The 20,880-nt window shown below is 69.9% G+C and carries 20 protein-coding genes; 14 read left to right on the plus strand and 6 right to left on the minus strand.

From position 1 onward, the window contains the following. The first annotated feature begins 145 nt into the window (after positions 1-145). The 12 genes from OG252_RS40705 (at position 146) to OG252_RS40760 (ending at position 12,614) form a co-directional block, all read left to right on the plus strand. Positions 146-688, plus strand: a complete 543-nt coding sequence (locus tag OG252_RS40705; protein ID WP_266442939.1) for a hypothetical protein — start codon at positions 146-148, stop codon at positions 686-688. Positions 689-812: 124 nt separating this feature from the next. Next, on the plus strand, positions 813-1,724 hold the full coding sequence (pdxS, locus tag OG252_RS40710; RefSeq protein WP_266442941.1) for a pyridoxal 5'-phosphate synthase lyase subunit PdxS: 912 nt from the start codon (positions 813-815) through the stop codon (positions 1,722-1,724). Between the two features lie 25 nt (positions 1,725-1,749). Further along, positions 1,750-2,358, plus strand: coding sequence for a pyridoxal 5'-phosphate synthase glutaminase subunit PdxT (pdxT, locus tag OG252_RS40715; protein WP_266442943.1), 609 nt, complete (start codon positions 1,750-1,752; stop codon positions 2,356-2,358). A gap of 48 nt (positions 2,359-2,406) precedes the next feature. Beyond that, the gene (locus OG252_RS40720; protein ID WP_057614183.1) at positions 2,407-3,159 is read left to right on the plus strand and encodes a YebC/PmpR family DNA-binding transcriptional regulator; all 753 of its coding nucleotides are present in this window, start codon (positions 2,407-2,409) and stop codon (positions 3,157-3,159) included. A gap of 204 nt (positions 3,160-3,363) precedes the next feature. Continuing rightward, positions 3,364-3,894 (plus strand): crossover junction endodeoxyribonuclease RuvC, encoded by a 531-nt coding sequence (gene ruvC / locus OG252_RS40725; protein ID WP_329342465.1) that lies wholly within the window; start codon positions 3,364-3,366, stop codon positions 3,892-3,894. Further along, positions 3,891-4,496 carry a Holliday junction branch migration protein RuvA gene (gene ruvA / locus OG252_RS40730; protein WP_329342467.1) on the plus strand — a complete coding sequence of 202 codons (606 nt, stop codon included), beginning with the start codon at positions 3,891-3,893 and terminating at the stop codon, positions 4,494-4,496. Before ruvC ends, ruvA begins: the two co-directional genes overlap by 4 nt. A gap of 32 nt (positions 4,497-4,528) precedes the next feature. Then, positions 4,529-5,599, plus strand: a complete 1,071-nt coding sequence (gene ruvB / locus OG252_RS40735) for a Holliday junction branch migration DNA helicase RuvB (RefSeq protein WP_329342469.1) — start codon at positions 4,529-4,531, stop codon at positions 5,597-5,599. A gap of 164 nt (positions 5,600-5,763) precedes the next feature. Then, a complete protein-coding gene (yajC, locus tag OG252_RS40740) occupies positions 5,764-6,294 on the plus strand; it encodes a preprotein translocase subunit YajC (RefSeq protein WP_329342471.1) in 531 nt (176 codons plus the stop codon). Between the two features lie 132 nt (positions 6,295-6,426). Then, on the plus strand, positions 6,427-8,205 hold the full coding sequence (gene secD, locus OG252_RS40745; protein ID WP_329342473.1) for a protein translocase subunit SecD: 1,779 nt from the start codon (positions 6,427-6,429) through the stop codon (positions 8,203-8,205). 1 nt (position 8,206) lies between these two features. Continuing rightward, on the plus strand, positions 8,207-9,325 hold the full coding sequence (gene secF, locus OG252_RS40750) for a protein translocase subunit SecF (protein WP_329342475.1): 1,119 nt from the start codon (positions 8,207-8,209) through the stop codon (positions 9,323-9,325). Next, complete coding sequence (locus OG252_RS40755; protein ID WP_307673485.1) at positions 9,322-9,870, plus strand: adenine phosphoribosyltransferase; 549 nt, start codon at positions 9,322-9,324, stop codon at positions 9,868-9,870. The genes secF and OG252_RS40755 overlap by 4 nt, the downstream gene beginning before the upstream one ends. 194 nt (positions 9,871-10,064) lie before the next feature. Further along, positions 10,065-12,614 (plus strand): RelA/SpoT family protein, encoded by a 2,550-nt coding sequence (locus tag OG252_RS40760; protein ID WP_266442970.1) that lies wholly within the window; start codon positions 10,065-10,067, stop codon positions 12,612-12,614. 81 nt (positions 12,615-12,695) lie between these two features. Here OG252_RS40760 and OG252_RS40765 read toward each other — a convergent pair whose 3' ends face one another. After that, on the minus strand, positions 12,696-13,925 hold the full coding sequence (locus OG252_RS40765) for a DUF349 domain-containing protein (protein WP_266442973.1): 1,230 nt from the start codon (positions 13,923-13,925) through the stop codon (positions 12,696-12,698). Positions 13,926-14,059: 134 nt separating this feature from the next. After that, entirely contained in the window at positions 14,060-14,878 is an 819-nt protein-coding gene (locus OG252_RS40770) for a peptidylprolyl isomerase (protein WP_266442977.1), read from the minus strand. A gap of 179 nt (positions 14,879-15,057) precedes the next feature. Between OG252_RS40770 and OG252_RS40775 the strand changes: the two genes are divergently transcribed. After that, entirely contained in the window at positions 15,058-15,780 is a 723-nt protein-coding gene (locus tag OG252_RS40775) for an MBL fold metallo-hydrolase (RefSeq protein ID WP_266442980.1), read from the plus strand. Between the two features lie 13 nt (positions 15,781-15,793). Beyond that, entirely contained in the window at positions 15,794-17,056 is a 1,263-nt protein-coding gene (hisS, locus tag OG252_RS40780) for a histidine--tRNA ligase (protein WP_329342482.1), read from the plus strand. A 188-nt stretch (positions 17,057-17,244) separates the two neighbouring features. Here the strand turns inward: hisS and OG252_RS40785 are convergent, their stop codons facing one another. The 4 genes from OG252_RS40785 to OG252_RS40800 are packed head-to-tail and all read right to left on the minus strand — an operon-like array spanning position 17,245 to position 20,778. Then, the gene (locus OG252_RS40785; RefSeq protein ID WP_266442985.1) at positions 17,245-17,868 is read right to left on the minus strand and encodes a response regulator; all 624 of its coding nucleotides are present in this window, start codon (positions 17,866-17,868) and stop codon (positions 17,245-17,247) included. Further along, positions 17,865-19,094 (minus strand): sensor histidine kinase, encoded by a 1,230-nt coding sequence (locus tag OG252_RS40790; RefSeq protein ID WP_329345323.1) that lies wholly within the window; start codon positions 19,092-19,094, stop codon positions 17,865-17,867. The genes OG252_RS40785 and OG252_RS40790 overlap by 4 nt, the downstream gene beginning before the upstream one ends. Beyond that, a complete protein-coding gene (locus tag OG252_RS40795; RefSeq protein WP_329342485.1) occupies positions 19,070-19,915 on the minus strand; it encodes an ABC transporter permease in 846 nt (281 codons plus the stop codon). Before OG252_RS40795 ends, OG252_RS40790 begins: the two co-directional genes overlap by 25 nt. Continuing rightward, on the minus strand, positions 19,912-20,778 hold the full coding sequence (locus OG252_RS40800) for an ABC transporter ATP-binding protein (protein ID WP_329342487.1): 867 nt from the start codon (positions 20,776-20,778) through the stop codon (positions 19,912-19,914). The genes OG252_RS40795 and OG252_RS40800 overlap by 4 nt, the downstream gene beginning before the upstream one ends. Positions 20,779-20,880: the final 102 nt, after the last annotated feature.

The raw sequence follows: 20,880 nt of genomic DNA on the forward strand, positions 1-20,880 counted from the left end.
ATTCAGCCCGTCCGGCGTTTGAGGACGAGGCCCCTTCCGGGCCGAAGCGGGGGTCCGGGGGCGGCAGCCCCCAGCCACGACCGGAACAACGCCCCGCACGACACCCCGCCAAACCCAGCGGAGCGCACCGGTAGCCTTGCCGCCCGTGACCGCAACCCTGATCTGGATCCTTGTCGCGCTGGTCGCGATCGGCCTCTATCTGAGCTGGACGGCCGGACGGCTCGACCGGCTGCACGCCCGCATCGACGCCTCGCGCGCCGGGCTCGACGCCCAGCTGCTGCGCCGCGCCTCGGTGGCCCAGGAACTGGCCACCTCCGGAGTGCTCGACCCGGCCGCCTCGATCGTCCTGTACGAGGCGGCGCACGCCGCCCGGCAGGCCGAGGAGGAGCAGCGGGAGGTCGCCGAGAGCGAGCTGAGTCAGGCGTTGCGAGCCGTGTTCGCCGAGCCGCAGCAGGTGGAGGCGGTACGGGAGGCGCCCGGGGGAGAGCAGGCCACCCGGGAGCTGACCGAGGCGGTGCGCAGGGTGCCGATGGCCCGCCGCTTCCACAACGACTCCGTACGGGCGGCCCGGGCGCTGCGCCGGCATCGCAAGGTGCGCTGGTTCCGGCTGGCTGGACACGCGCCGTTCCCGCTGGCGTTTGAGATGGACGACGAGCCGCCGGCGGCACTGGCCGATCGCCCGGCGTAGGCCACTCTCGTCGGCCCGTGGCCGGAAAACGATCCACCGCCTCTCCATTGGCCCTTGCTGTGGACTGGTCCGGTCACGTTTCCTCGGTGCTGCAGATCCCTCTTTCACTTCAGCGAGGTCACCCGTGTCCAGCACGCTCTCCGAGAACCAGACCCCCGAGACCGGCACCGCGCGCGTGAAGCGCGGCATGGCCGAGCAGCTCAAGGGCGGTGTGATCATGGACGTCGTCAACGCCGAGCAGGCGAAGATCGCCGAGGACGCGGGCGCCGTCGCCGTCATGGCCCTGGAGCGCGTGCCCGCCGACATCCGCAAGGACGGCGGCGTGGCCCGGATGTCCGACCCCAACATGATCGAAGAGATCATCGAGGCCGTCTCGATCCCGGTCATGGCCAAGTCCCGCATCGGCCACTTCGTCGAGGCCCAGGTCCTGCAGTCCCTCGGCGTCGACTACATCGACGAGTCCGAGGTCCTCACCCCGGCCGACGAGGTCAACCACTCCGACAAGTGGGCGTTCACCACCCCCTTCGTCTGTGGTGCCACCAACCTGGGCGAGGCCCTGCGCCGCATCGCCGAGGGTGCCGCGATGATCCGCTCCAAGGGCGAGGCCGGCACCGGCAACGTCGTCGAGGCGGTCCGTCACCTGCGCCAGATCAAGAACGAGATCGCCAGGCTGCGCGGCTACGACAACAACGAGCTGTACGCCGCCGCCAAGGACCTGCGCGCCCCGTACGAGCTCGTCAAGGAGGTCGCCGAGCTCGGCAAGCTCCCGGTCGTGCTGTTCTCCGCCGGTGGCGTCGCCACCCCCGCCGACGCCGCGCTCATGCGCCAGCTCGGTGCCGAGGGCGTCTTCGTCGGCTCGGGCATCTTCAAGTCCGGCGACCCGGCCAAGCGCGCCGCCGCCATCGTCAAGGCGACCACCTTCTACGACGACCCGAAGATCATCGCGGACGCGTCCCGCAACCTCGGCGAGGCCATGGTCGGCATCAACTGCGACACCCTCCCCGAGACCGAGCGCTACGCCAACCGCGGCTGGTAAGTCGCCCCCTGAGGATTGCACTTACATGACTGACGCATCTGTCATAGGCGTCCTGGCTCTCCAGGGCGACGTACGGGAGCACCTCATCGCCCTGGCCGCGGCCGACGCCGTGGCCAGGCCGGTGCGGCGCCCCGAAGAGCTCGCCGAGGTGGACGGCCTGGTCATCCCCGGCGGCGAGTCCACCACCATCTCCAAGCTGGCCGTCCTGTTCGGCGTGATGGAGCCGCTCCGCGCGCGCGTGCGGGACGGTATGCCGGTCTACGGCAGCTGCGCCGGCATGATCATGCTCGCCGACAAGATCCTCGACCCGCGCTCGGGCCAGGAGACCATCGGCGGCATCGACATGATCGTGCGCCGCAACGCCTTCGGACGTCAGAACGAATCCTTCGAAGCCGCGATAGACGTGCGTGGCATTGCGGGCGATCCTGTGGAGGGCGTCTTCATCCGCGCCCCCTGGGTCGAGTCCGTGGGTGCCGAGACCGAGGTGCTCGCCGAGCACGAGGGCCACATCGTCGCGGTCCGCCAGGGCAACGCGCTCGCCACGTCGTTCCACCCGGAACTGACCGGCGACCACCGCGTGCACTCCCTGTTCGTCGACATGGTGCGCGCGAACCGGGCAGCGGAGTCCTTGTAGGATCTCTGGCGTTCGTACGGAGTTGGGTTACGCGAAGGAGACAGGCAGATGTCCGGCCACTCTAAATGGGCTACGACGAAGCACAAGAAGGCCGTGATCGATGCCAAACGCGGCAAGCTCTTCGCGAAGCTGATCAAGAACATCGAGGTCGCGGCCCGGATGGGCGGCGTCGACATCGAGGGCAACCCGACTCTCTACGACGCCATCCAGAAGGCGAAGAAGTCGTCGGTCCCGAACAAGAACATCGACTCCGCGGTCAAGCGCGGCGGCGGTCTCGAAGCCGGTGGCGCCGACTACGAGACGATCATGTACGAGGGTTACGGCCCGAACGGCGTCGCGGTGCTCATCGAGTGCCTCACCGACAACCGCAACCGCGCCGCCTCCGACGTCCGCGTCGCCATGACCCGCAACGGCGGCTCCATGGCCGACCCGGGCTCGGTGTCGTACCTCTTCAACCGCAAGGGCGTCGTCATCGTCCCCAAGGGCGAGCTCGGCGAGGACGACGTGCTCGGCGCCGTCCTGGACGCGGGCGCCGAGGAGGTCAACGACCTCGGTGAGTCCTTCGAGGTCATCAGCGAGGCCACCGACCTGGTCGCGGTCCGCACCGCCCTCCAGGACGCCGGCATCGACTACGACTCCGCCGACGCCAACTTCGTCCCGACCATGCAGGTCGAGCTGGACGAGGAGGGCGCCAAGAAGATCTTCAAGCTGATCGACGCGCTCGAGGACAGCGACGACGTGCAGAACGTCTTCGCCAACTTCGACGTCAGCGACGAGGTCATGGAGAAGGTCGACGCGTAACGCCGCCGCGAGCGGGGTGCGATGTCGGCGGGCCGACGGGACACGTCCCGTCGGCCCGCGGCCGTTGTCGGTGGCAGCCGATAGCCTGGCGGGAGCCAGAAGATCACCACTCGGGGACCGCAACCATCAATTGAGGAACCCCGACGATGCTCAGCCACGTCCGCGAGAGCGGCGGCGGCTTAGCCGCAAAGAGGGGAGGCGCGGGTGCGCGTACTCGGGGTGGACCCCGGACTCACGCGGTGCGGAGTCGGTGTGGTCGAGGGGGTCGCGGGCCGGCCGCTCACCATGCTCGGCGTCGGTGTCGTACGGACACCGGCGGACGCCGAGTTGGGGCAGCGCCTCGTCGCCATCGAGCAGGGCATCGAGCAGTGGCTGGATGAGCACCGGCCCCAATGCGTCGCCGTCGAGCGGGTGTTCAGCCAGCACAACGTCCGTACGGTGATGGGCACCGCCCAGGCCAGCGCCGTCGCCATGCTGTGCGCCGCCCGCCGCGGCATCCCCGTCGCGCTGCACACCCCGAGCGAGGTCAAGGCCGCCGTCACGGGCAGCGGACGCGCCGACAAGGCCCAAGTCGGCGCCATGGTCACCCGCCTGCTGCGGCTCGACGCGCCGCCGAAGCCCGCCGATGCCGCCGACGCCCTCGCGCTCGCCATCTGCCACATCTGGCGCGCCCCCGCCCAGAACCGACTCCAGCAGGCCGTCGCCCTGCACGCATCGAAAGGCCGTACGGCATGATCGCCTTCGTCAGCGGTCCGGTCGCCGCCCTCGCCCCCGACTCCGCGGTGGTCGAGGTGGGCGGGATCGGCATCGCCGTCCAGTGCACGCCGAACACCCTCTCCGGGCTGCGCATGGGCCAGCAGACCAAACTGGCCACGTCCCTCGTGGTCCGCGAGGACTCGCTGACCCTGTACGGCTTCGCGGACGACGACGAGCGGCAGACCTTCGAGCTGCTGCAGACCGCCAGCGGCGTCGGCCCGAGACTCGCCCAGGCGATGCTCGCCGTGCACTCTCCGGACACCCTGCGCCGGGCCGTCTCCACCGGCGACGAGAAGACGCTGATCGCCGTCCCCGGCATCGGCAAGAAGGGCGCCCAGAAGCTGCTCCTGGAGCTGAAGGACCGCCTCGGCGAGCCGATCGGCGCGCCCGCCATCGGTACGGCGGTCACCGCCGGCTGGCGCGACCAGCTGCACGCCGCCCTGATCGGCCTCGGTTACGCGACCCGCGAGGCCGACGAAGCGGTGTCCGCGGTGGCACCCCAGGCCGAGGCCGCCGAGGGCGCGCCCCAGGTAGGTCAGCTCCTCAGGGCGGCCCTGCAGACCCTGAACCGCGCCCGCTGACCGACCTGCGCCACCCCAGCTAGGAGATCTCAGTGAACTGGGACGACACGACCGACACCCCCGCCGCCGAGCGGCTGGTGGACTCTGTCGCCGACCGTGAGGACCAGGCCGTCGAGGCCGCCCTGCGCCCCAAGGACCTGGGCGAGTTCATCGGCCAGGAGAAGGTCCGCGAACAGCTCGACCTCGTCCTGCGCGCCGCACGCGCGCGGGGCGCCACCGCCGACCACGTGCTGCTCTCCGGTGCCCCCGGCCTCGGCAAGACCACCCTGTCGATGATCATCGCGGCCGAGATGAACGCCCCGATCCGCATCACCAGCGGCCCCGCGATCCAGCACGCCGGCGATCTCGCAGCGATCCTCTCCTCCCTCCAGGAGGGCGAGGTCCTCTTCCTCGACGAGATCCACCGCATGTCCCGGCCCGCCGAGGAGATGCTCTACATGGCGATGGAGGACTACCGCGTCGACGTCATCGTCGGCAAGGGCCCCGGCGCCACCGCCATCCCCCTCGAACTGCCCCCCTTCACCCTGGTCGGAGCCACCACCCGCGCGGGTCTGCTGCCGCCCCCGCTGCGCGACCGCTTCGGCTTCACCGCGCACATGGAGTTCTACGAGCCCGTGGAGCTGGAGCGCGTCATCCACCGCTCGGCGAACCTGCTCGACGTGGAGATCGAGGCCGACGGCGCCGCCGAGATCGCCGGCCGTTCCCGGGGCACGCCCCGTATCGCCAACCGTCTGCTGCGCCGCGTGCGCGACTACGCCCAGGTCAAGGCCGACGGCCTGATCACGCGCGACATCGCCCAGGCGGCCCTCGCGGTCTACGAGGTCGACGACCGCGGGCTGGACCGCCTCGACCGCGCGGTGCTGGAGACCCTGCTCAAGCTGTTCGGCGGCGGCCCGGTCGGCCTGTCGACGCTCGCCGTCGCCGTGGGGGAGGAGCGCGAGACCGTGGAGGAGGTCGCCGAACCCTTCCTCGTCCGGGAGGGCCTGCTCGCCCGGACCCCGCGCGGACGGGTCGGCACGCCCGCCGCCTGGGCGCATCTCGGCCTCACCCCGCCCCGCTCCACGGCCACCGGAAACGGACAAGGGGACCTGTTCGGGGCGTGACGGCGAAGGTGCTGGCCGGGTCAGGAACCCTGGTGCCATGCTGAGCGTTGTTCCTTGCGCGCGGACTCGCTTAGACTCCGCCGATGCCGCCTTTGTCGGCGGTGTACATACCCCCAACCATCAGGCCGCTCACCAACGCGGTCACGTGAAGGAAGTACCGACCCGTGAGTCTCGTGACCCTCCTCCCGTTCATCGTGCTCATCGGGGCCATGTTCCTGATGACCCGCTCGGCCAAGCGGAAGCAACAGCAGGCCGCGCAGATGCGGAACGACATCCAGCCCGGCAGCGGCGTCCGCACCATCGGGGGCATGTACGCGACGGTCAAGGATGTCAATGAGGACACGGTCCTCGTCGATGCCGGTCCGGGCGTCGAGCTTCTCTTCGCGAAGAACGCCATCGGCGCCGTCCTCTCGGACGACGAGTACAACCGCATCGTCCACGGCGTCGAGCACGACCTGAAGTCCGACTCCGACGTCGTCCCGGACGACGCCTCCTCCCTCACCGAGACCGACGAGCCCGCCGCCGACGCTGCCGCCGCTTCCGACGACAAGTCCGTCGACCTCGGCAAGAAGGACACGGCCGAGGAGCCCGCCGAGACCCCGGCCGACACGACGGCCGACACCGAGGCCGAGGCCGCCGAGGCGAAGACGGACGAGGAGCCGAAGAAGACCGACGGCGACTCCGAGGCGAAGTAGCCGCACTCCCGGGCGCGTGGGCCGCCTCCGCGCGCCCCGGAACGTGCACAGCTCGCACGGGATCCCGACACCATGTCATGGCCGCCCGCCCGCCGATCCGGCGCGAGGCGGCCCGAGAGGGAGTACGAGAAGGTGGCAGCACCTAAGAAGGGCCGGAGCGCGAGTGCCCAGAGCAAGCCATGGCGCTCGCTGGCCCTCATCCTGATCGCCATCGTGGCGCTCACCGGAGGAATGTTCCTCTCCGGGCACACCACTCCGCGTCTCGGCATCGACCTTGCCGGTGGTACGAGCATCACGCTCCGGGCGGTCCCCGAGGCCGGCCAGGAATCCGCGATCAACAAGACCAACATGGACACCGCGGTCGACATCATGAACCGCCGTGTCAATGGTCTTGGCGTCTCGGAGGCCGAGGTTCAGACCCAGGGCGAGCGGAACATCATCGTCAACATCCCCAAGGGTACGAACTCCGAGGAGGCCCAGAAGCAGGTCGGCACCACCGCCAAGCTGTACTTCCGGCCGGTCGTCGCCACCGAGGTCTCGGGCGCCGCCGCGACGGCCAGCCCGTCGCCGAGCGCCTCCAGCAGCGCGTCGGGCAGCGACAAGGCCACGGACAAGGCGACCTCGTCGTCCTCTCCCTCCAGCTCCACCACCCCGTCGGCGACGTCCACCTCGCAGGGCCGCGCGCTCACCGACGCCCTGAAGGCCGACCCCACGCCGTCGACGAGCGCCTCTGCCTCCGCGAGTGCCTCCCCCTCCCCGTCCGCCAGCAGCAGCGATGCCAGCGCGGCGGCCGGCAGGCTCGAGGCCCAGTACGCCGCCCTCGACTGCACCGACGCGGCGACCCGTGCCAAGGCCGGCGACGGCGCCACGCCCACCGACTCCACCGTGGCCTGCGGCCAGAACTCGCAGGGCCAGTGGCAGAAGTACGTCCTGGGCCCGGCCGCGGTCGACGGCACCGACGTGGACAAGGCGCAGGCCGTCCTCAACACGACGACCGGCGCCGGCTGGACCGTCACCATGGACTTCACCGACGGCGGCGCCAAGAAGTTCGCCGACATCACCGGCAAGCTGGCCCAGAACCAGTCCCCGCAGAACCAGTTCGCGATCGTCCTGGACGGCGACGTCGTCTCCGACCCGTACGTCAGCCAGGCGCTGACCGGCGGCAGCGCGGAGATCTCCGGCAACTTCAACCAGGAGTCGGCCCAGAGCCTCGCCAACATGCTGTCGTACGGCGCCCTGCCGCTGACCTTCAAGGAGGACAGCGTCACCACGGTGACCGCCGCGCTCGGTGGCGAGCAGCTGAAGGCCGGTCTGATCGCCGGAGCCATCGGCCTCACCCTGGTCGTCATCTACCTGGTGGCCTACTACCGCGGCCTGGCACTCATCGCCGTCGCCTCGCTGCTGGTCTCCGCGGCTCTCACCTACGTGATCATGGCGCTGCTGGGCCCGGGTATCGGCTTCGCGCTGAACCTCCCGGCCGTGTGTGGTGCCATCGTCGCGATCGGCATCACAGCGGACTCGTTCATCGTGTACTTCGAACGCGTCCGGGACGAGATCCGCGAGGGCCGCACACTGCGCCCCGCCGTCGAACGGGCCTGGCCGCGCGCCCGGCGCACCATCCTGGTCTCCGACTTCGTGTCGTTCCTCGCCGCGGCGGTGCTCTTCATCGTCACCGTCGGCAAGGTCCAGGGCTTCGCGTTCACGCTCGGCCTGACCACCCTCCTCGACGTGGTGGTCGTCTTCCTGTTCACCAAGCCGCTGCTGACGCTCGTCGCGCGCAGCAAGTTCTTCTCCAGCGGTCACAGCTGGTCCGGCCTCGACCCCAAGCGACTGGGCGCCAAGCCCCCGCTGCGCCGCACCCGCCGTCCCGTCCAGCCTGTCGCCGGCCCTGTCGACCCGAAGGAGGCGTGAGATGTCGAAGCTCGGCAACCTCGGCGCCCGACTGCACCGTGGCGAGGTCGGCTACGACTTCGTCGGCAACCGCAAGCTCTGGTACGGCCTCTCGATCCTGATCACCATCACGGCCATCGTCGGCCTGGCGGTGCGCGGCCTGAACATGGGCATCGAGTTCGAGGGCGGTGCCGTCTTCACCACCCCGAAGAACACCAGTGTCTCGGTGTCGCAGGCGGAGACGTACGCGGAGGAGGCCTCCGGGCACGACGCGATCGTCCAGAAGCTCGGTGACGGCAGCCTGCGCATCCAGATCGCGGGCATCGACACCGACACGTCCGGCCAGATCAAGCAGGAGCTCGCCAAGGACCTCAAGGTCGACAGTGAGCAGATCAACGCCGACCTGGTCGGCCCCAGCTGGGGTGATCAGGTCGCCAACAAGGCCTGGCAGGGCCTCGGCATCTTCCTCGTCCTGGTCGTGATCTATCTGGCGATCGCCTTCGAGTGGCGCATGGCGCTCGCGGCGTTCGTCGCACTGATCCACGACATCACCATCACGGTCGGCATCTACGCCCTCGTCGGCTTCGAGGTCACACCGGGCACGGTGATCGGTCTGCTGACCATTCTTGGTTACTCGCTCTACGACACGGTCGTCGTCTTCGACAGCCTCAAGGAGCAGACCAAGGACATCACCAAACAGACCCGCTGGACGTACAGCGACATCGCCAACCGCTCGATCAACAGCACCCTGGTCCGCTCCGTCAACACCACGGTGGTCGCGCTGCTGCCGGTGGCCGCCCTGCTGTTCATCGGTGGCGGCGTCCTCGGCGCCGGCATGCTCAACGACATCTCGCTGTCGCTGTTCGTCGGCCTCGCGGCCGGTGCGTACTCCTCGATCTTCATCGCCACGCCGCTCGTCGCCGACCTCAAGGAGCGCGAGCCGCAGATGAAGGCCCTCAAGAAGCGCGTGCTCGCCAAGCGCGCGCAGGCCGCCGCCAAGGGCGAGCCGCCGGAGAACGAGGCTGTCGACGAGCCGTTCGACGACGAGCCGGAGGACGCGGCGCCGGCGGTCGTCGGCCCGCGCACCCAGCCCGCGTCCCGCAACCGCGGCCGCGGCCGACCCTCCGGGAAGCGCCGATGACCGAGCTCACCGACATCACGGCACTGCTGCTCAGCCGCATCCGTGATGTGCCGGACTACCCGGAGCCGGGCGTGATGTTCAAGGACATCACCCCGCTCCTGGCGGACCCGGCGGCGTTCACGGCACTCACCGACGCCCTCGCCGCTCTGGCCACGGACGCCGGCGCCACGAAGATCGTCGGCCTGGAGGCCCGCGGCTTCATCCTCGGCGCCCCCGTCGCCGTTCGCGCCGGGCTCGGCTTCATCCCCGTGCGCAAGGCGGGCAAGCTCCCCGGAGCGACCCTCAGCCAGGCGTACGACCTGGAGTACGGCTCCGCCGAGATCGAGGTACACGCCGAGGACCTGACCGCGGGCGACCGCGTCCTGGTCGTCGACGACGTCCTCGCCACCGGCGGCACCGCCGAGGCGTCGATCCAGCTCATCCGTCGGGCGGGCGCCGAGGTCGCGGGCCTCGCCGTCCTGATGGAGCTGGGCTTCCTCGGCGGGCGCGCCCGCCTGGAGCCGGCCCTCGCCGGCGCCCCGCTGGAGGCGCTGCTCAAGGTCTGAGCACCGGCACGCAAGGCGCGCGTGACGTGCCGACAACCGCGAAGGCGGGCCCGGAGGAATCCGGCGCCCGCCTCTCGTGTTTCTCCGGTTGACGGTCCTCACAGTGGCCTGAAGGCGATCCTCAGGCAAAGGATCGCTACCATGGGGTGTCCGGAGCCTGACCGGGGGACCCGGATCGCGCACGAGGAGCCCTCTTGCCAGACGAGGCCCAGCCACTCACCGCCGCCAAGCCCGAGTCCGCCTCGGACGCCACGGCGAAGTCCGCGCCGCATGCGAGCAACGCGAAGAACGACCCCCGCGGGCCGGTCGAGCACGCCCAGTCCGCGCCCGTCGACAAGTCGGCCGAGCAGACGCGTCCCAAGCCCGTCCCGCCCGCCCCTCCGGCCCCGGCACAGCGGCCCACCAACTCGCCGGCGGTCCGCCCCACCGCGGGTCAGCCCGCCCGCACCGGCTCCTCCAACCGCGTCCGCGCCCGCCTCGCCCGTCTCGGTGTGCAGCGCTCCAACCCGTACAACCCGGTCCTGGAGCCGTTGCTGCGGATAGTCCGCAGCAACGATCCGAAGATCGAGACGGCCACGCTCCGGCAGATCGAGCAGGCCTACCAGGTCGCCGAGCGCTGGCACCGCGGCCAGAAGCGCAAGAGCGGCGACCCGTACATCACGCACCCGCTCGCGGTGACCACGATCCTCGCCGAGCTCGGCATGGACCCCGCCACCCTCATGGCCGGCCTCCTGCACGACACCGTCGAGGACACGGAGTACGGCCTCGACCAGCTGCGCCGCGACTTCGGCGACTCCGTCGCCCTCCTCGTCGACGGCGTCACCAAGCTGGACAAGGTCAAGTTCGGCGAGGCCGCGCAGGCCGAGACCGTGCGCAAGATGGTCGTGGCGATGGCCAAGGACCCGCGCGTCCTGGTCATCAAGCTCGCCGACCGCCTGCACAACATGCGCACCATGCGCTACCTCAAGCGCGAGAAGCAGGAGAAGAAGGCGCGCGAGACCCTCGAGATCTACGCGCCGCTCGCCCATCGGCTGGGCATGAACACCATCAAGTGGGAGCTGGAGGACCTCGCCTTCGCGATCCTCTACCCCAAGATGTACGACGAGATCGTCCGCCTCGTCGCCGAGCGCGCCCCCAAGCGCGACGAGTACCTCGCCATAGTGACCGACGAGGTGCAGTCCGACCTGCGCGCCGCCCGCATCAAGGCGACCGTCACCGGCCGCCCGAAGCACTACTACAGCGTCTACCAGAAGATGATCGTCCGCGGCCGTGACTTCGCGGAGATCTACGACCTGGTGGGCATCCGCGTCCTGGTGGACACCGTCCGCGACTGCTACGCGGCGCTGGGCACCGTGCACGCCCGCTGGAACCCGGTTCCGGGGCGGTTCAAGGACTACATCGCGATGCCCAAGTTCAACATGTACCAGTCGCTGCACACGACGGTCATCGGACCCAACGGCAAGCCGGTCGAACTCCAGATCCGTACGTTCGACATGCACCGCCGCGCCGAGTACGGCATCGCCGCGCACTGGAAGTACAAGCAGGAGGCCGTCGCCGGCGCCTCCAAGGTGCGTTCGGACCAGCCGAGGACCACCGGCAAGGACGACCACCTCAACGACATGGCGTGGCTGCGCCAGCTCCTCGACTGGCAGAAGGAGACCGAGGACCCCGGCGAGTTCCTCGAGTCCCTGCGCTTCGACCTGTCGCGCAACGAGGTCTTCGTTTTCACCCCCAAGGGCGACGTGATAGCGCTGCCGGCGGGTGCCACGCCCGTGGACTTCTCGTACGCGGTGCACACCGAGGTGGGCCACCGCACCATAGGAGCCCGCGTCAACGGACGCCTCGTACCGCTGGAATCGACCCTGGACAACGGCGACCTGGTGGAGGTCTTCACGTCCAAGGCGGCCGGCGCCGGACCGTCCCGCGACTGGCTGAACTTCGTGAAGTCGCCGCGCGCCCGCAACAAGATCCGGGCCTGGTTCTCCAAGGAGCGGCGCGACGAGGCGATCGAGCAGGGCAAGGACGCCATCGTCCGCGCGATGCGCAAACAGAACCTGCCGATCCAGCGCATCCTGACCGGCGACTCGCTCGTGACGCTGGCCCACGAGATGCGCTACCCGGACATCTCCGCGCTGTACGCGGCGATCGGCGAGGGGCATGTCTCCGCACAGAACGTGGTGCAGAAGCTCGTCCAGGCGCTCGGCGGCGAGGAAGCGGCCACCGAGGAGATCGACGAGTCGGTCCCGCCGTCCCGCGGTCGCGGCCGCAAGCGCCGTACCAGCACCGACCCGGGTGTCGTGGTGAAGGGCGTCGACGACGTGTGGGTCAAGCTCGCCCGCTGCTGTACGCCCGTCCCCGGCGACCCGATCATAGGATTCGTCACCCGCGGTAGTGGCGTATCGGTTCACCGCAGCGACTGCGTGAACGTGGACTCACTGTCCCGCGAGCCCGAGCGCATCCTCGAGGTCGAGTGGGCGCCCACCCAGTCCTCGGTCTTCCTGGTCGCCATCCAGGTCGAGGCCCTGGACCGCTCCCGGCTCCTGTCGGACGTCACGCGCGTCCTGTCCGACCAGCACGTCAACATCCTCTCCGCGGCCGTCCAGACCTCCCGCGACCGCGTCGCCACGTCCCGCTTCACCTTCGAGATGGGCGACCCGAAGCACCTCGGGCACGTTCTGAAGGCGGTCAGGGGAGTCGAGGGCGTGTACGACGTGTACCGGGTGACGTCGGCGCGCAGCAGGTAGGCACCCAGCGCCAAACGTACGAAGTGGGGCTCCCGAACCGTAACGGTTCGGGAGCCCCACTTCGTACGTGCGTGGCGAGCGTCAGCCGCCGAACTCCTGGAGCCCCTTCAGAGCCTGCTCCAGCAGAGCCTCGCGGCCCGCCAGCTCCTTCTCGAGCTTGTCGGCCCTGGCGTTGTTGCCCTGGGTCCGGGCCTGCTCGATCTGGCCCCTCAGCTTGTCGACCGCGGCCTGGAGCTGACCGGTCAGACCCTCGGCACGCGCGCGTGCCTCCGGGTTCGTCCGGCGCCACTCGGTCTCCTCGGCCTCCTGCAGGGCCCGCTCGACCGCGTGCATCCGGCCCTCGACCTTCGGCCGCGCGTCGCGCGGGACGTGGCCGATGGCCTCCCAGCGCTCGTTGAGCGAGCGGAACGCGGCACGCGCGCTCTTCAGGTCACCGATCGGCAGGAGCTTCTCGGCCTCCTCGGCCAGCTCCTCCTTCAGCTTCAGGTTCTCCGACTGCTCGGCGTCCCGCTCCGCGAAGACCGAGCTGCGGGCGGCGAAGAAGACGTCCTGGGCGCCGCGGAAGCGGTTCCACAGGTCGTCCTCGTGCTCGCGCTGGGCACGGCCCGCGGCCTTCCACTCCGCCATCAGCTCGCGGTAGCGCGCGGCCGTCGGACCCCAGTCCGTCGAACCGGACAGTGCCTCGGCCTCGCCGACCAGGCGCTCCTTGGTCCTGCGGGCCTCCTCGCGCTGCGCGTCCAGCGACGCGAAGTGCGCCTTGCGGCGCTTGGAGAACGCCGAGCGCGCGTGCGAGAAGCGATGCCACAGCTCGTCGTCCGACTTGCGGTCCAGGCGCGGCAGGCCCTTCCAGGTGTCCACCAGCGCCCGCAGCCGCTCACCGGCCGCCCGCCACTGGTCCGACTGCGCCAGCTCCTCCGCCTCGGTGACCAGCGCCTCCTTGGCGTGACGCGCCTCGTCGGACTGCTTGGCGCGCTGCTGCTTGCGCTCCTCGCGCCGCTTCTCGACGGTCTCCACGAGCTTGTCCAGCCGGACCCGCAGGGCGTCCAGGTCGCCGACCGCGTGGTGGGCGTCGACCTGCTCCCGAATGTGGTCGATCGCGGCCTGCGCGTCCTTCGCCGACAGGTCGGTGGTCTTCACTCGCTTCTCGAGGAGGCCGATCTCGACAACCAGGCCCTCGTACTTGCGCTCGAAGTAGGCCAGCGCCTCGTCAGGAGAGCCGGCCTGCCAGGAACCGACGACCTGCTCGCCGTCGGCCGTACGCACGTACACGGTCCCCGTCTCGTCGACGCGGCCCCACGGGTCGCTGCTCACAGCGCCTCCTCCACATGATGCCTGCGAGGGCCTCAGCGCCCCCGAGCATCGTCCACAGTTTCGTCACGGCCAACATAGGCGACCGGCGGGTTGCCTGTCCGCATCCCGCGCGACCGAAATTTCGCAGTTGGCGGTCAGGATTTGGTGACAGTTGCCTTGTTGATGACGACCGTTGCATTGGGTGCTCCGTCGCCCGCTCCGGTGCTCTCGCCCGCGCCCGCGATCTTCTTCATCACCTTCATGCCGGCCTCCGAAATCGTGCCGAACGGTGTGTAGCTGGGCGGCAACTGACTGTCCTGGTAGACCAGGAAGAACTGGCTGCCGCCAGTGTGCGCCTGGCCGGTGTTCGCCATCGCGACCGTGCCCGCCGGGTAGATGTTGTCCTTCAGGCTTTTGTCCTTCAGGTTCTCGTCCGGGATCGTGTAGCCGGGGCCGCCGCTGCCGGAGCCGGTCGGGTCGCCGCACTGCAGCACGTAGATGCCGCTGGTGGTGAGCCGGTGGCACTTGGTGTGGTCGAAGTAGCCCTTGCCGGCGAGGAAGCTGAACGAGTTGACGGTGTGCGGGGCAGCCGACGTCTTCATCGCGATGTCTATCTCACCGCACGTCGTCGCCAGCTTCATCGTGTACTTCGCCGACTTGTCGATGGTGACCGCCGGCTCCTTCTTCCAGGTCGCCGTCTTGACCTTGCCCGCGGCGGCCTTCTCGCACGGGTCCGGCGCCTTGCTGGTCGCCGCCGCGCTCGGGGTCGTCTCGGAGCTCGCGTTGGTCTTGTCGTCGTCCTTGAGGGCGCCGGTCGTGTACAGCGCGACGCTGCCGATCACGACCACGCCGAGCACCGACGCGATCACCGAGTTGCGCATGCGCGCCTTGCGTCGCGCGGACGTGCGCCGCTGCTGCTGCCGCAAGAACTTCTCCCGCGCGAGCTGCCGCTTCCGCTGTTCCTGGGTGACCACCGGATTCTCTCCTCATGCGTCTCGTACGCCTCTGGGACGCGTGCGTCTTGTGAGCCGACCGCCTGCGTGTGCCCCGTACCGTATATGGGTTCGCTGAGGAATCGGCAGCGCCGGTAGGCTCTGACCACAGGCGCAGTCGCCGAGCAGCCCACCCGTATCGACACAAACGAAGGACGATCGTGCTCATTGCCGGGTTCCCCGCCGGGGCCTGGGGGACGAACTGTTATCTCGTCGCCCCCGCCGCCGGTGAGGAGTGCGTGATCATCGACCCGGGCCACCAGGCCGCCCAGGGAGTCGAGGAGACGCTGAAGAAGCATCGGCTCAAGCCCGTCGCCGTCGTCCTCACGCACGGCCACATCGACCACGTGGCCTCGGTCGTCCCGGTGTGCGGCGCACACGGCGTACCGGCGTGGATCCACCCCGAGGACCGGTACATGATGACCGACCCGTCGATGGGTCTCGGCCGTTCCATCGGCACGCAGCTGATGGGCGAGCTGACCGTGGGGGAGCCGGACGACGTCCGCGAACTGACCGACGGCGTGCAGCTGGAGCTGGCGGGCATGGAGCTGTCCGTCGCCCACGCGCCCGGCCATACCAAGGGGTCGGTGACCTTCCGGATGCCCGAGACGGCTGACATCCCGTCGGTCTTCTTCTCGGGCGATCTGCTCTTCGCCGGCTCCATCGGACGCACCGACCTGCCCGGCGGTGACATGGCCGAGATGCTCGACTCGCTGGCCCGTGTGTGCCTGCCGCTCGAGGACTCGACCGTGGTGCTGTCGGGCCACGGCTCCCAGACGACCATCGGCCAGGAGCGCGCCACCAACCCGTATCTGCGGCAGGTGGCCGCAGGCCGCCAAAATCGCGGAGCGGCTTCGAATCCCGCTCCCCGACGAGGAATGTGACGAGAGACCTTTCGTGAGCATCTTCAAGGCCCCCAAGGGCACGTACGACCTGATCCCGCCGGACAGCGCCAGGTTCCTGGCCGTCCGCGAGGCGATCGCCGCGCCTCTGCGCACCTCCGGCTACGGCTACATCGAGACGCCCGGCTTCGAGAACGTCGAACTGTTCGCGCGCGGTGTCGGTGAGTCGACCGACATCGTGACGAAGGAGATGTACGCCTTCGAGACCAAGGGTGGCGACCAGCTCGCCCTGCGCCCCGAGGGCACGGCGTCCGTCCTGCGCGCCGCCCTTGAGGCCAACCTCCACAAGACGGGCAACCTCCCCGTCAAGCTCTGGTACTCCGGCTCGTACTACCGCTACGAGCGCCCCCAGAAGGGCCGTTACCGCCACTTCTCCCAGGTCGGTGCCGAGGCGATCGGTGCGGAGGACCCGGCGCTGGACGCCGAGCTGATCATCCTGGCGGACCAGGCGTACCGCTCGCTGGGGCTCAGGAACTTCCGGATCCTGCTGAACAGCCTGGGCGACAAGGAGTGCCGTCCGGTGTACCGGGCCGCCCTGCAGGACTTCCTGCGCGGCCTGGACCTCGACGAGGACACCCTGCGTCGCGCGGACATCAACCCGCTGCGCGTCCTCGACGACAAGCGTCCCGACGTCCAGAAGCAGCTGACCGACGCCCCGCTGCTGCGCGACTACCTCTGCGACGCCTGCAAGGCGTACCACGAGGAGGTGCGTGAGCTGATCACCGCGGCGGGCGTCTCCTTCGAGGACGACCCGAAGCTGGTGCGCGGCCTGGACTACTACACCCGCACCACCTTCGAGTTCGTCCACGACGGCCTGGGTTCCCAGTCCGCGGTGGGCGGCGGCGGCCGCTACGACGGTCTGTCCGAGATGATCGGCGGTCCCGCGCTGCCGTCCGTCGGCTGGGCGCTGGGCGTGGACCGTACGGTGCTGGCGTTGGAGGCGGAGGGCGTCGAGCTCGAACTCCCTTCCGCCACCAGCGTGTTCGCGGTTCCGCTCGGCGAGGATGCCCGACGGGTGCTGTTCGCCAAGGTCACCGAGCTGCGCAAGGTGGGTATCGCGACCGACTTCTCCTACGGCGTCAAGGGGCTGAAGGGCGCGATGAAGAACGCCAACCGCAGTGGCGCCCGTTACACGATCGTCGCCGGTGAGCGTGACCTCGCCGAGGGTGTCGTCCAGCTCAAGGACATGGAGTCCGGGGAGCAGACGGCGGTCGGGGTCAACGAGATCGTGGCGGAACTGGAGTCGAGGCTGGGCTGAGGGGGGGGAGGGGTGGGCGGGGTGTTTCTTCGCCCCCGCCGCCCCTTCCCGTCCCGTCCCTGGGGGCTGCCGCCCCCAGACCCCCGCTTCGGCCCGAAGGGCCTCGTCCTCAAACGCCGGACGGGCTGAAGGGGCGGCCCTTTTGAGCCGACCGAGTCGGGTGGTGGGTGGGCATAGGCCAGGAGCCCTCAGTCCAGCAAGCCGTGCCGCATCGCGCTCGTCACCGCAGCTGTCCTGTCGTCCACCCCCAGCTTCCCGAAAGCCCGCAGCAGGTGGGTCTTGACCGTCGACTCACCGATGAACAGCCGGCGGCCGATCTCGGCGTTCGTGCAGCCCTCCGCCACCAGCCGCAGCACCGCCGTCTCCCGTTCCGACAACCGCGGTCGATCCGGCTTCGTCCGCAGCTGGTCCACCAGCCGTGCCGCCACCGACGGCGCCAGCACTGTCTCGCCGCGAGCGGCGGCCCGTACCGACTCCGCGAGTTCTCCCCGTGGCAGATCCTTCAGCAGGTAGCCCGCCGCCCCGGCCTCCACCGCCCGCAGGATGTCCCGGTCCGTCTCGTAGGTCGTCAGGACGATCACCCGGCAGGGCAGTCCGGCCTCGCTCATCCGCACGATCGAGTCGACGCCCCCGCCGCCGGGCATCCGCAGGTCCATCAGCACGATGTCGGGCCGCAACTCGGCGGCCAACGCCTCCGCCTGCGGCCCGCTGGACGCGTCGGCGATCACCTCCAGGTCCGGTTCCGCGCTGAGCATCGCCCGCAGTCCCTCCCGTACGACGGGATGGTCGTCGGCCAGGATGATCCGGATCACGATGAACTCCTCGGGGACGGTAGGGGCAGGCGGACGGTCACGGCCGTGCCGTCGCCGGGGGCGCTGCGCACCTGGGCCGTTCCGCCCACCTCGGTGGCCCGGGCCCGCAGCCCCGTCAGGCCGTAGCCGCCGGCGGCGGTGTCGACGGCGGTCGGTTCGAAGCCGCAGCCGTCGTCCCGTACGGAGACGGTGAGCGAGTCGTCGGCGTACGCCACCCTCACGGTGACCGCGGCCGAACTCCCCGCATGCTTGCGGGCGTTGGCCAGTGCCTCCTGGCAGGCGCGCAGGGCGACGACCTCGGGGCCGGCGGGGAGGGCACGTACGGGGCCGGTCACCTCCAGCGTCGCCTCGTGGCGGGCGGCCAGTCTGCGCAGTGCGTCCGGCAGGGAGGCGCCGGCCAGGTCGGCGGGCGCGCCCCCGGCGACCAGGGCGCGGGCCTCGGCGAGGTTCAGCCGGGCCGTCTCGTCCATCAGCGCCAGATGCCGGCGGGCCTGGGCCACGTCGTGGTCGAGCTCCGCCTCGACGGCCTGGACCAGCATCAGCAGACTGGTGAAGCCCTGCGCGAGCGTGTCGTGGATCTCCCGCGCCATCCGGTCCCGCTCGGCCAGGGCGCCGTGCGCGGCCGACAGCCGGGAGATCTCGTGACGGCTCGAGTCCAGCTTCGCGATCAGTTCGGCCCGCTCCTGGCTCTGCTCGATGATCCGGATGATCCAGGTGCCGACGGCCAGCGAGAAGACGAGGGTGACCACGGCGAACAGCCCGTTGAAGAAGACCTGCTGGTCACTCGGCCACCACAGCAGGGCCCAGCCGGCGACGGGCGCGAGGTTGATGACGGCCACCGCCACCAGCGCCTGCCGCATCCGCAACGACATGAAGCACTGGGGCACCAGCGCGAAGGTCATCAGCCGGGTCTCGCCCACCAGGATCGCCGACGGCAGGAACAGCGTCATCGCCGCCAGGAGGTAGCCGAGGGCCTGCCGCTCCTCGGGCGGATCGCCCCGCAGGATGGGCCTGCCCACCCACACGAACAGGGGGATCAGGGGGACCAGCAGCGCGGCCGCGGTGATGCGGACCGGCCACCCCGGGGTCCCCGCGCCGAGCACGAACACCAGGGTGGCCAGCCAGATGAGCGCGAAGTAGATGTCCCAGATCCGGAACGACCGCGCCCAGGTGTAGGCGCCGACGACCTCGTCGGCAAGGGTCACCCGTCGCGCCGGTTCTTCCATCGGAAGGTCAGCAGACACAGCAGCAATCCTCCGACGCACCACGCCCCCAGCACCAGGGCGATCCGCCCGAACTCCCAGTCTCCGGCCTGTTCCAGAACCTGCGCCGACTCCGGCAGGAACACTCCGCGCAGGCCCTGGCACATCCACTTCAGCGGGAACAGCGCCCCGATGTTCAGCATCCAGTCCGGGATGGTGTCGATCGCGATGTACACCCCGGAGATGAACTGCAACACCAGGAACGGGAGTACGACCACGGAGGTCGCGCTCTTGCCGGTCTTCGGGACCGAGCTGATCGCGATGCCGAGCAGCGCGCACGCCGTCAGCCCGAGCACGAAGATCCAGGCGAAGTCGAACCACCGGCCCGCGTCCGAGGGCAGGTCGATGTCGTAGAAGGCGGTGCCGACGAGCAGCAGGATCGCCGTCTCCAGCAGGCCGGTGACCAGAACCAGCCAGATCTTGCCGAGGAAGTACGACGCCGGCGGCATCGGCGTCCCGCGCAGCCGGCGCAGCACCTTCTCGTCCCGTTCGATCGCGATCGAGATGCCGAGGGACTGGAAACTCGTCGACATGATGCCGGCGGCCATCATCGCCGGGACGTACAGCTGCGAGGCGGTGATGCCGGCGTTCTGCACGTCGTCGCGGAAGATCGACGCGAAGAGGAAGAGGAACACCACCGGGAAGGCGAAGGTGAACACCACCTGGTCGCGCTGCCGGAAGTACTGCCTCAGTTCCAGGGCGCCCCGCTGGAGGCCGATGCCCCAGACACCGGGCAGCCTCTCGGCGAGGGCGTCCGCCCGCGCTCGTACGGCGGTCGTGGTCATCGCGCGTCCTCCTGTCCGGTCAGCCGGAGGTAGACGTCCTCCAGGGTGGGGCGGCGCACCCGCAGCCCCGGGATCTCGCCGTCGAAGCGGCTCATGAGGGCGCCGACCGTTCTGGTGGGGGTGTCCGTGCGCTCCGCGCGCGGGGTGCCGTCCGGGTCGGTCCACTCGACGGTGGCGCCCGTGCCGTACCGCTCCCGCAGGCCGGCCGGTTCGCCCTCGGCGACGACCTGACCCTGGGCGATGATCGCCAGCCGGTCCGCGAGGGCTTCCGCCTCCTCCAGGTAGTGCGTGGTCAGCACGATGGTCGTGCCCTCGGCGGAGAGCTTGCGGATCAGGTCCCAGAACTGGCGCCGCGCCGCCGGGTCGAAGCCGGTCGTCGGCTCGTCCAGAAGCAGCAGTTCGGGACCGCCGATCACCCCGAGGGCCACGTCGAGCCGTCGGCGCTGCCCACCGGACAGCGCCTTGATCCGGCTGCCCGCCTTGGCCTCCAGACCCACCAGGCCGATGACCTCCTCCGGGTCCCGTGGCCTCGGGTAGTAGCGGGCGAAGTGCCGTACGGTCTCGCGGACCGTCAACTCCGCGGGCGCGGATTCGTCCTGCCAGACGATTCCGACACGTGAGCGCCACGCGCGCGTGCCGTGCGCCGGATCCGACCCGAGGACGGACACCTCGCCCGCGTCCCGGTCACGGTTGCCCTGGAGGATCTCCACCGTCGTGCTCTTGCCCGCCCCGTTGGGCCCCAGCAGGCCGAACACCTCACCCCTGCGGATACCGAGATCGATGCCGTCGACCGCGGTCACGTCGCCGTACTGCTTGCGCAGCCCCCGTACGTCCACCGCGAGTCCGTTCGCGTGTGTTGTCATGCCGCCGAGCCTCGTCCGGAACCGAACGCTCCGGGACGACCGCACGTACTTCCTTACGTCCACCGAACGGTGGACACGCGCCTCGGTACGGCACAATGACCC

The organism is Streptomyces sp. NBC_01352 (assembly GCF_036237295.1).
GTDB lineage: Bacteria > Actinomycetota > Actinomycetes > Streptomycetales > Streptomycetaceae > Streptomyces > Streptomyces plumbiresistens.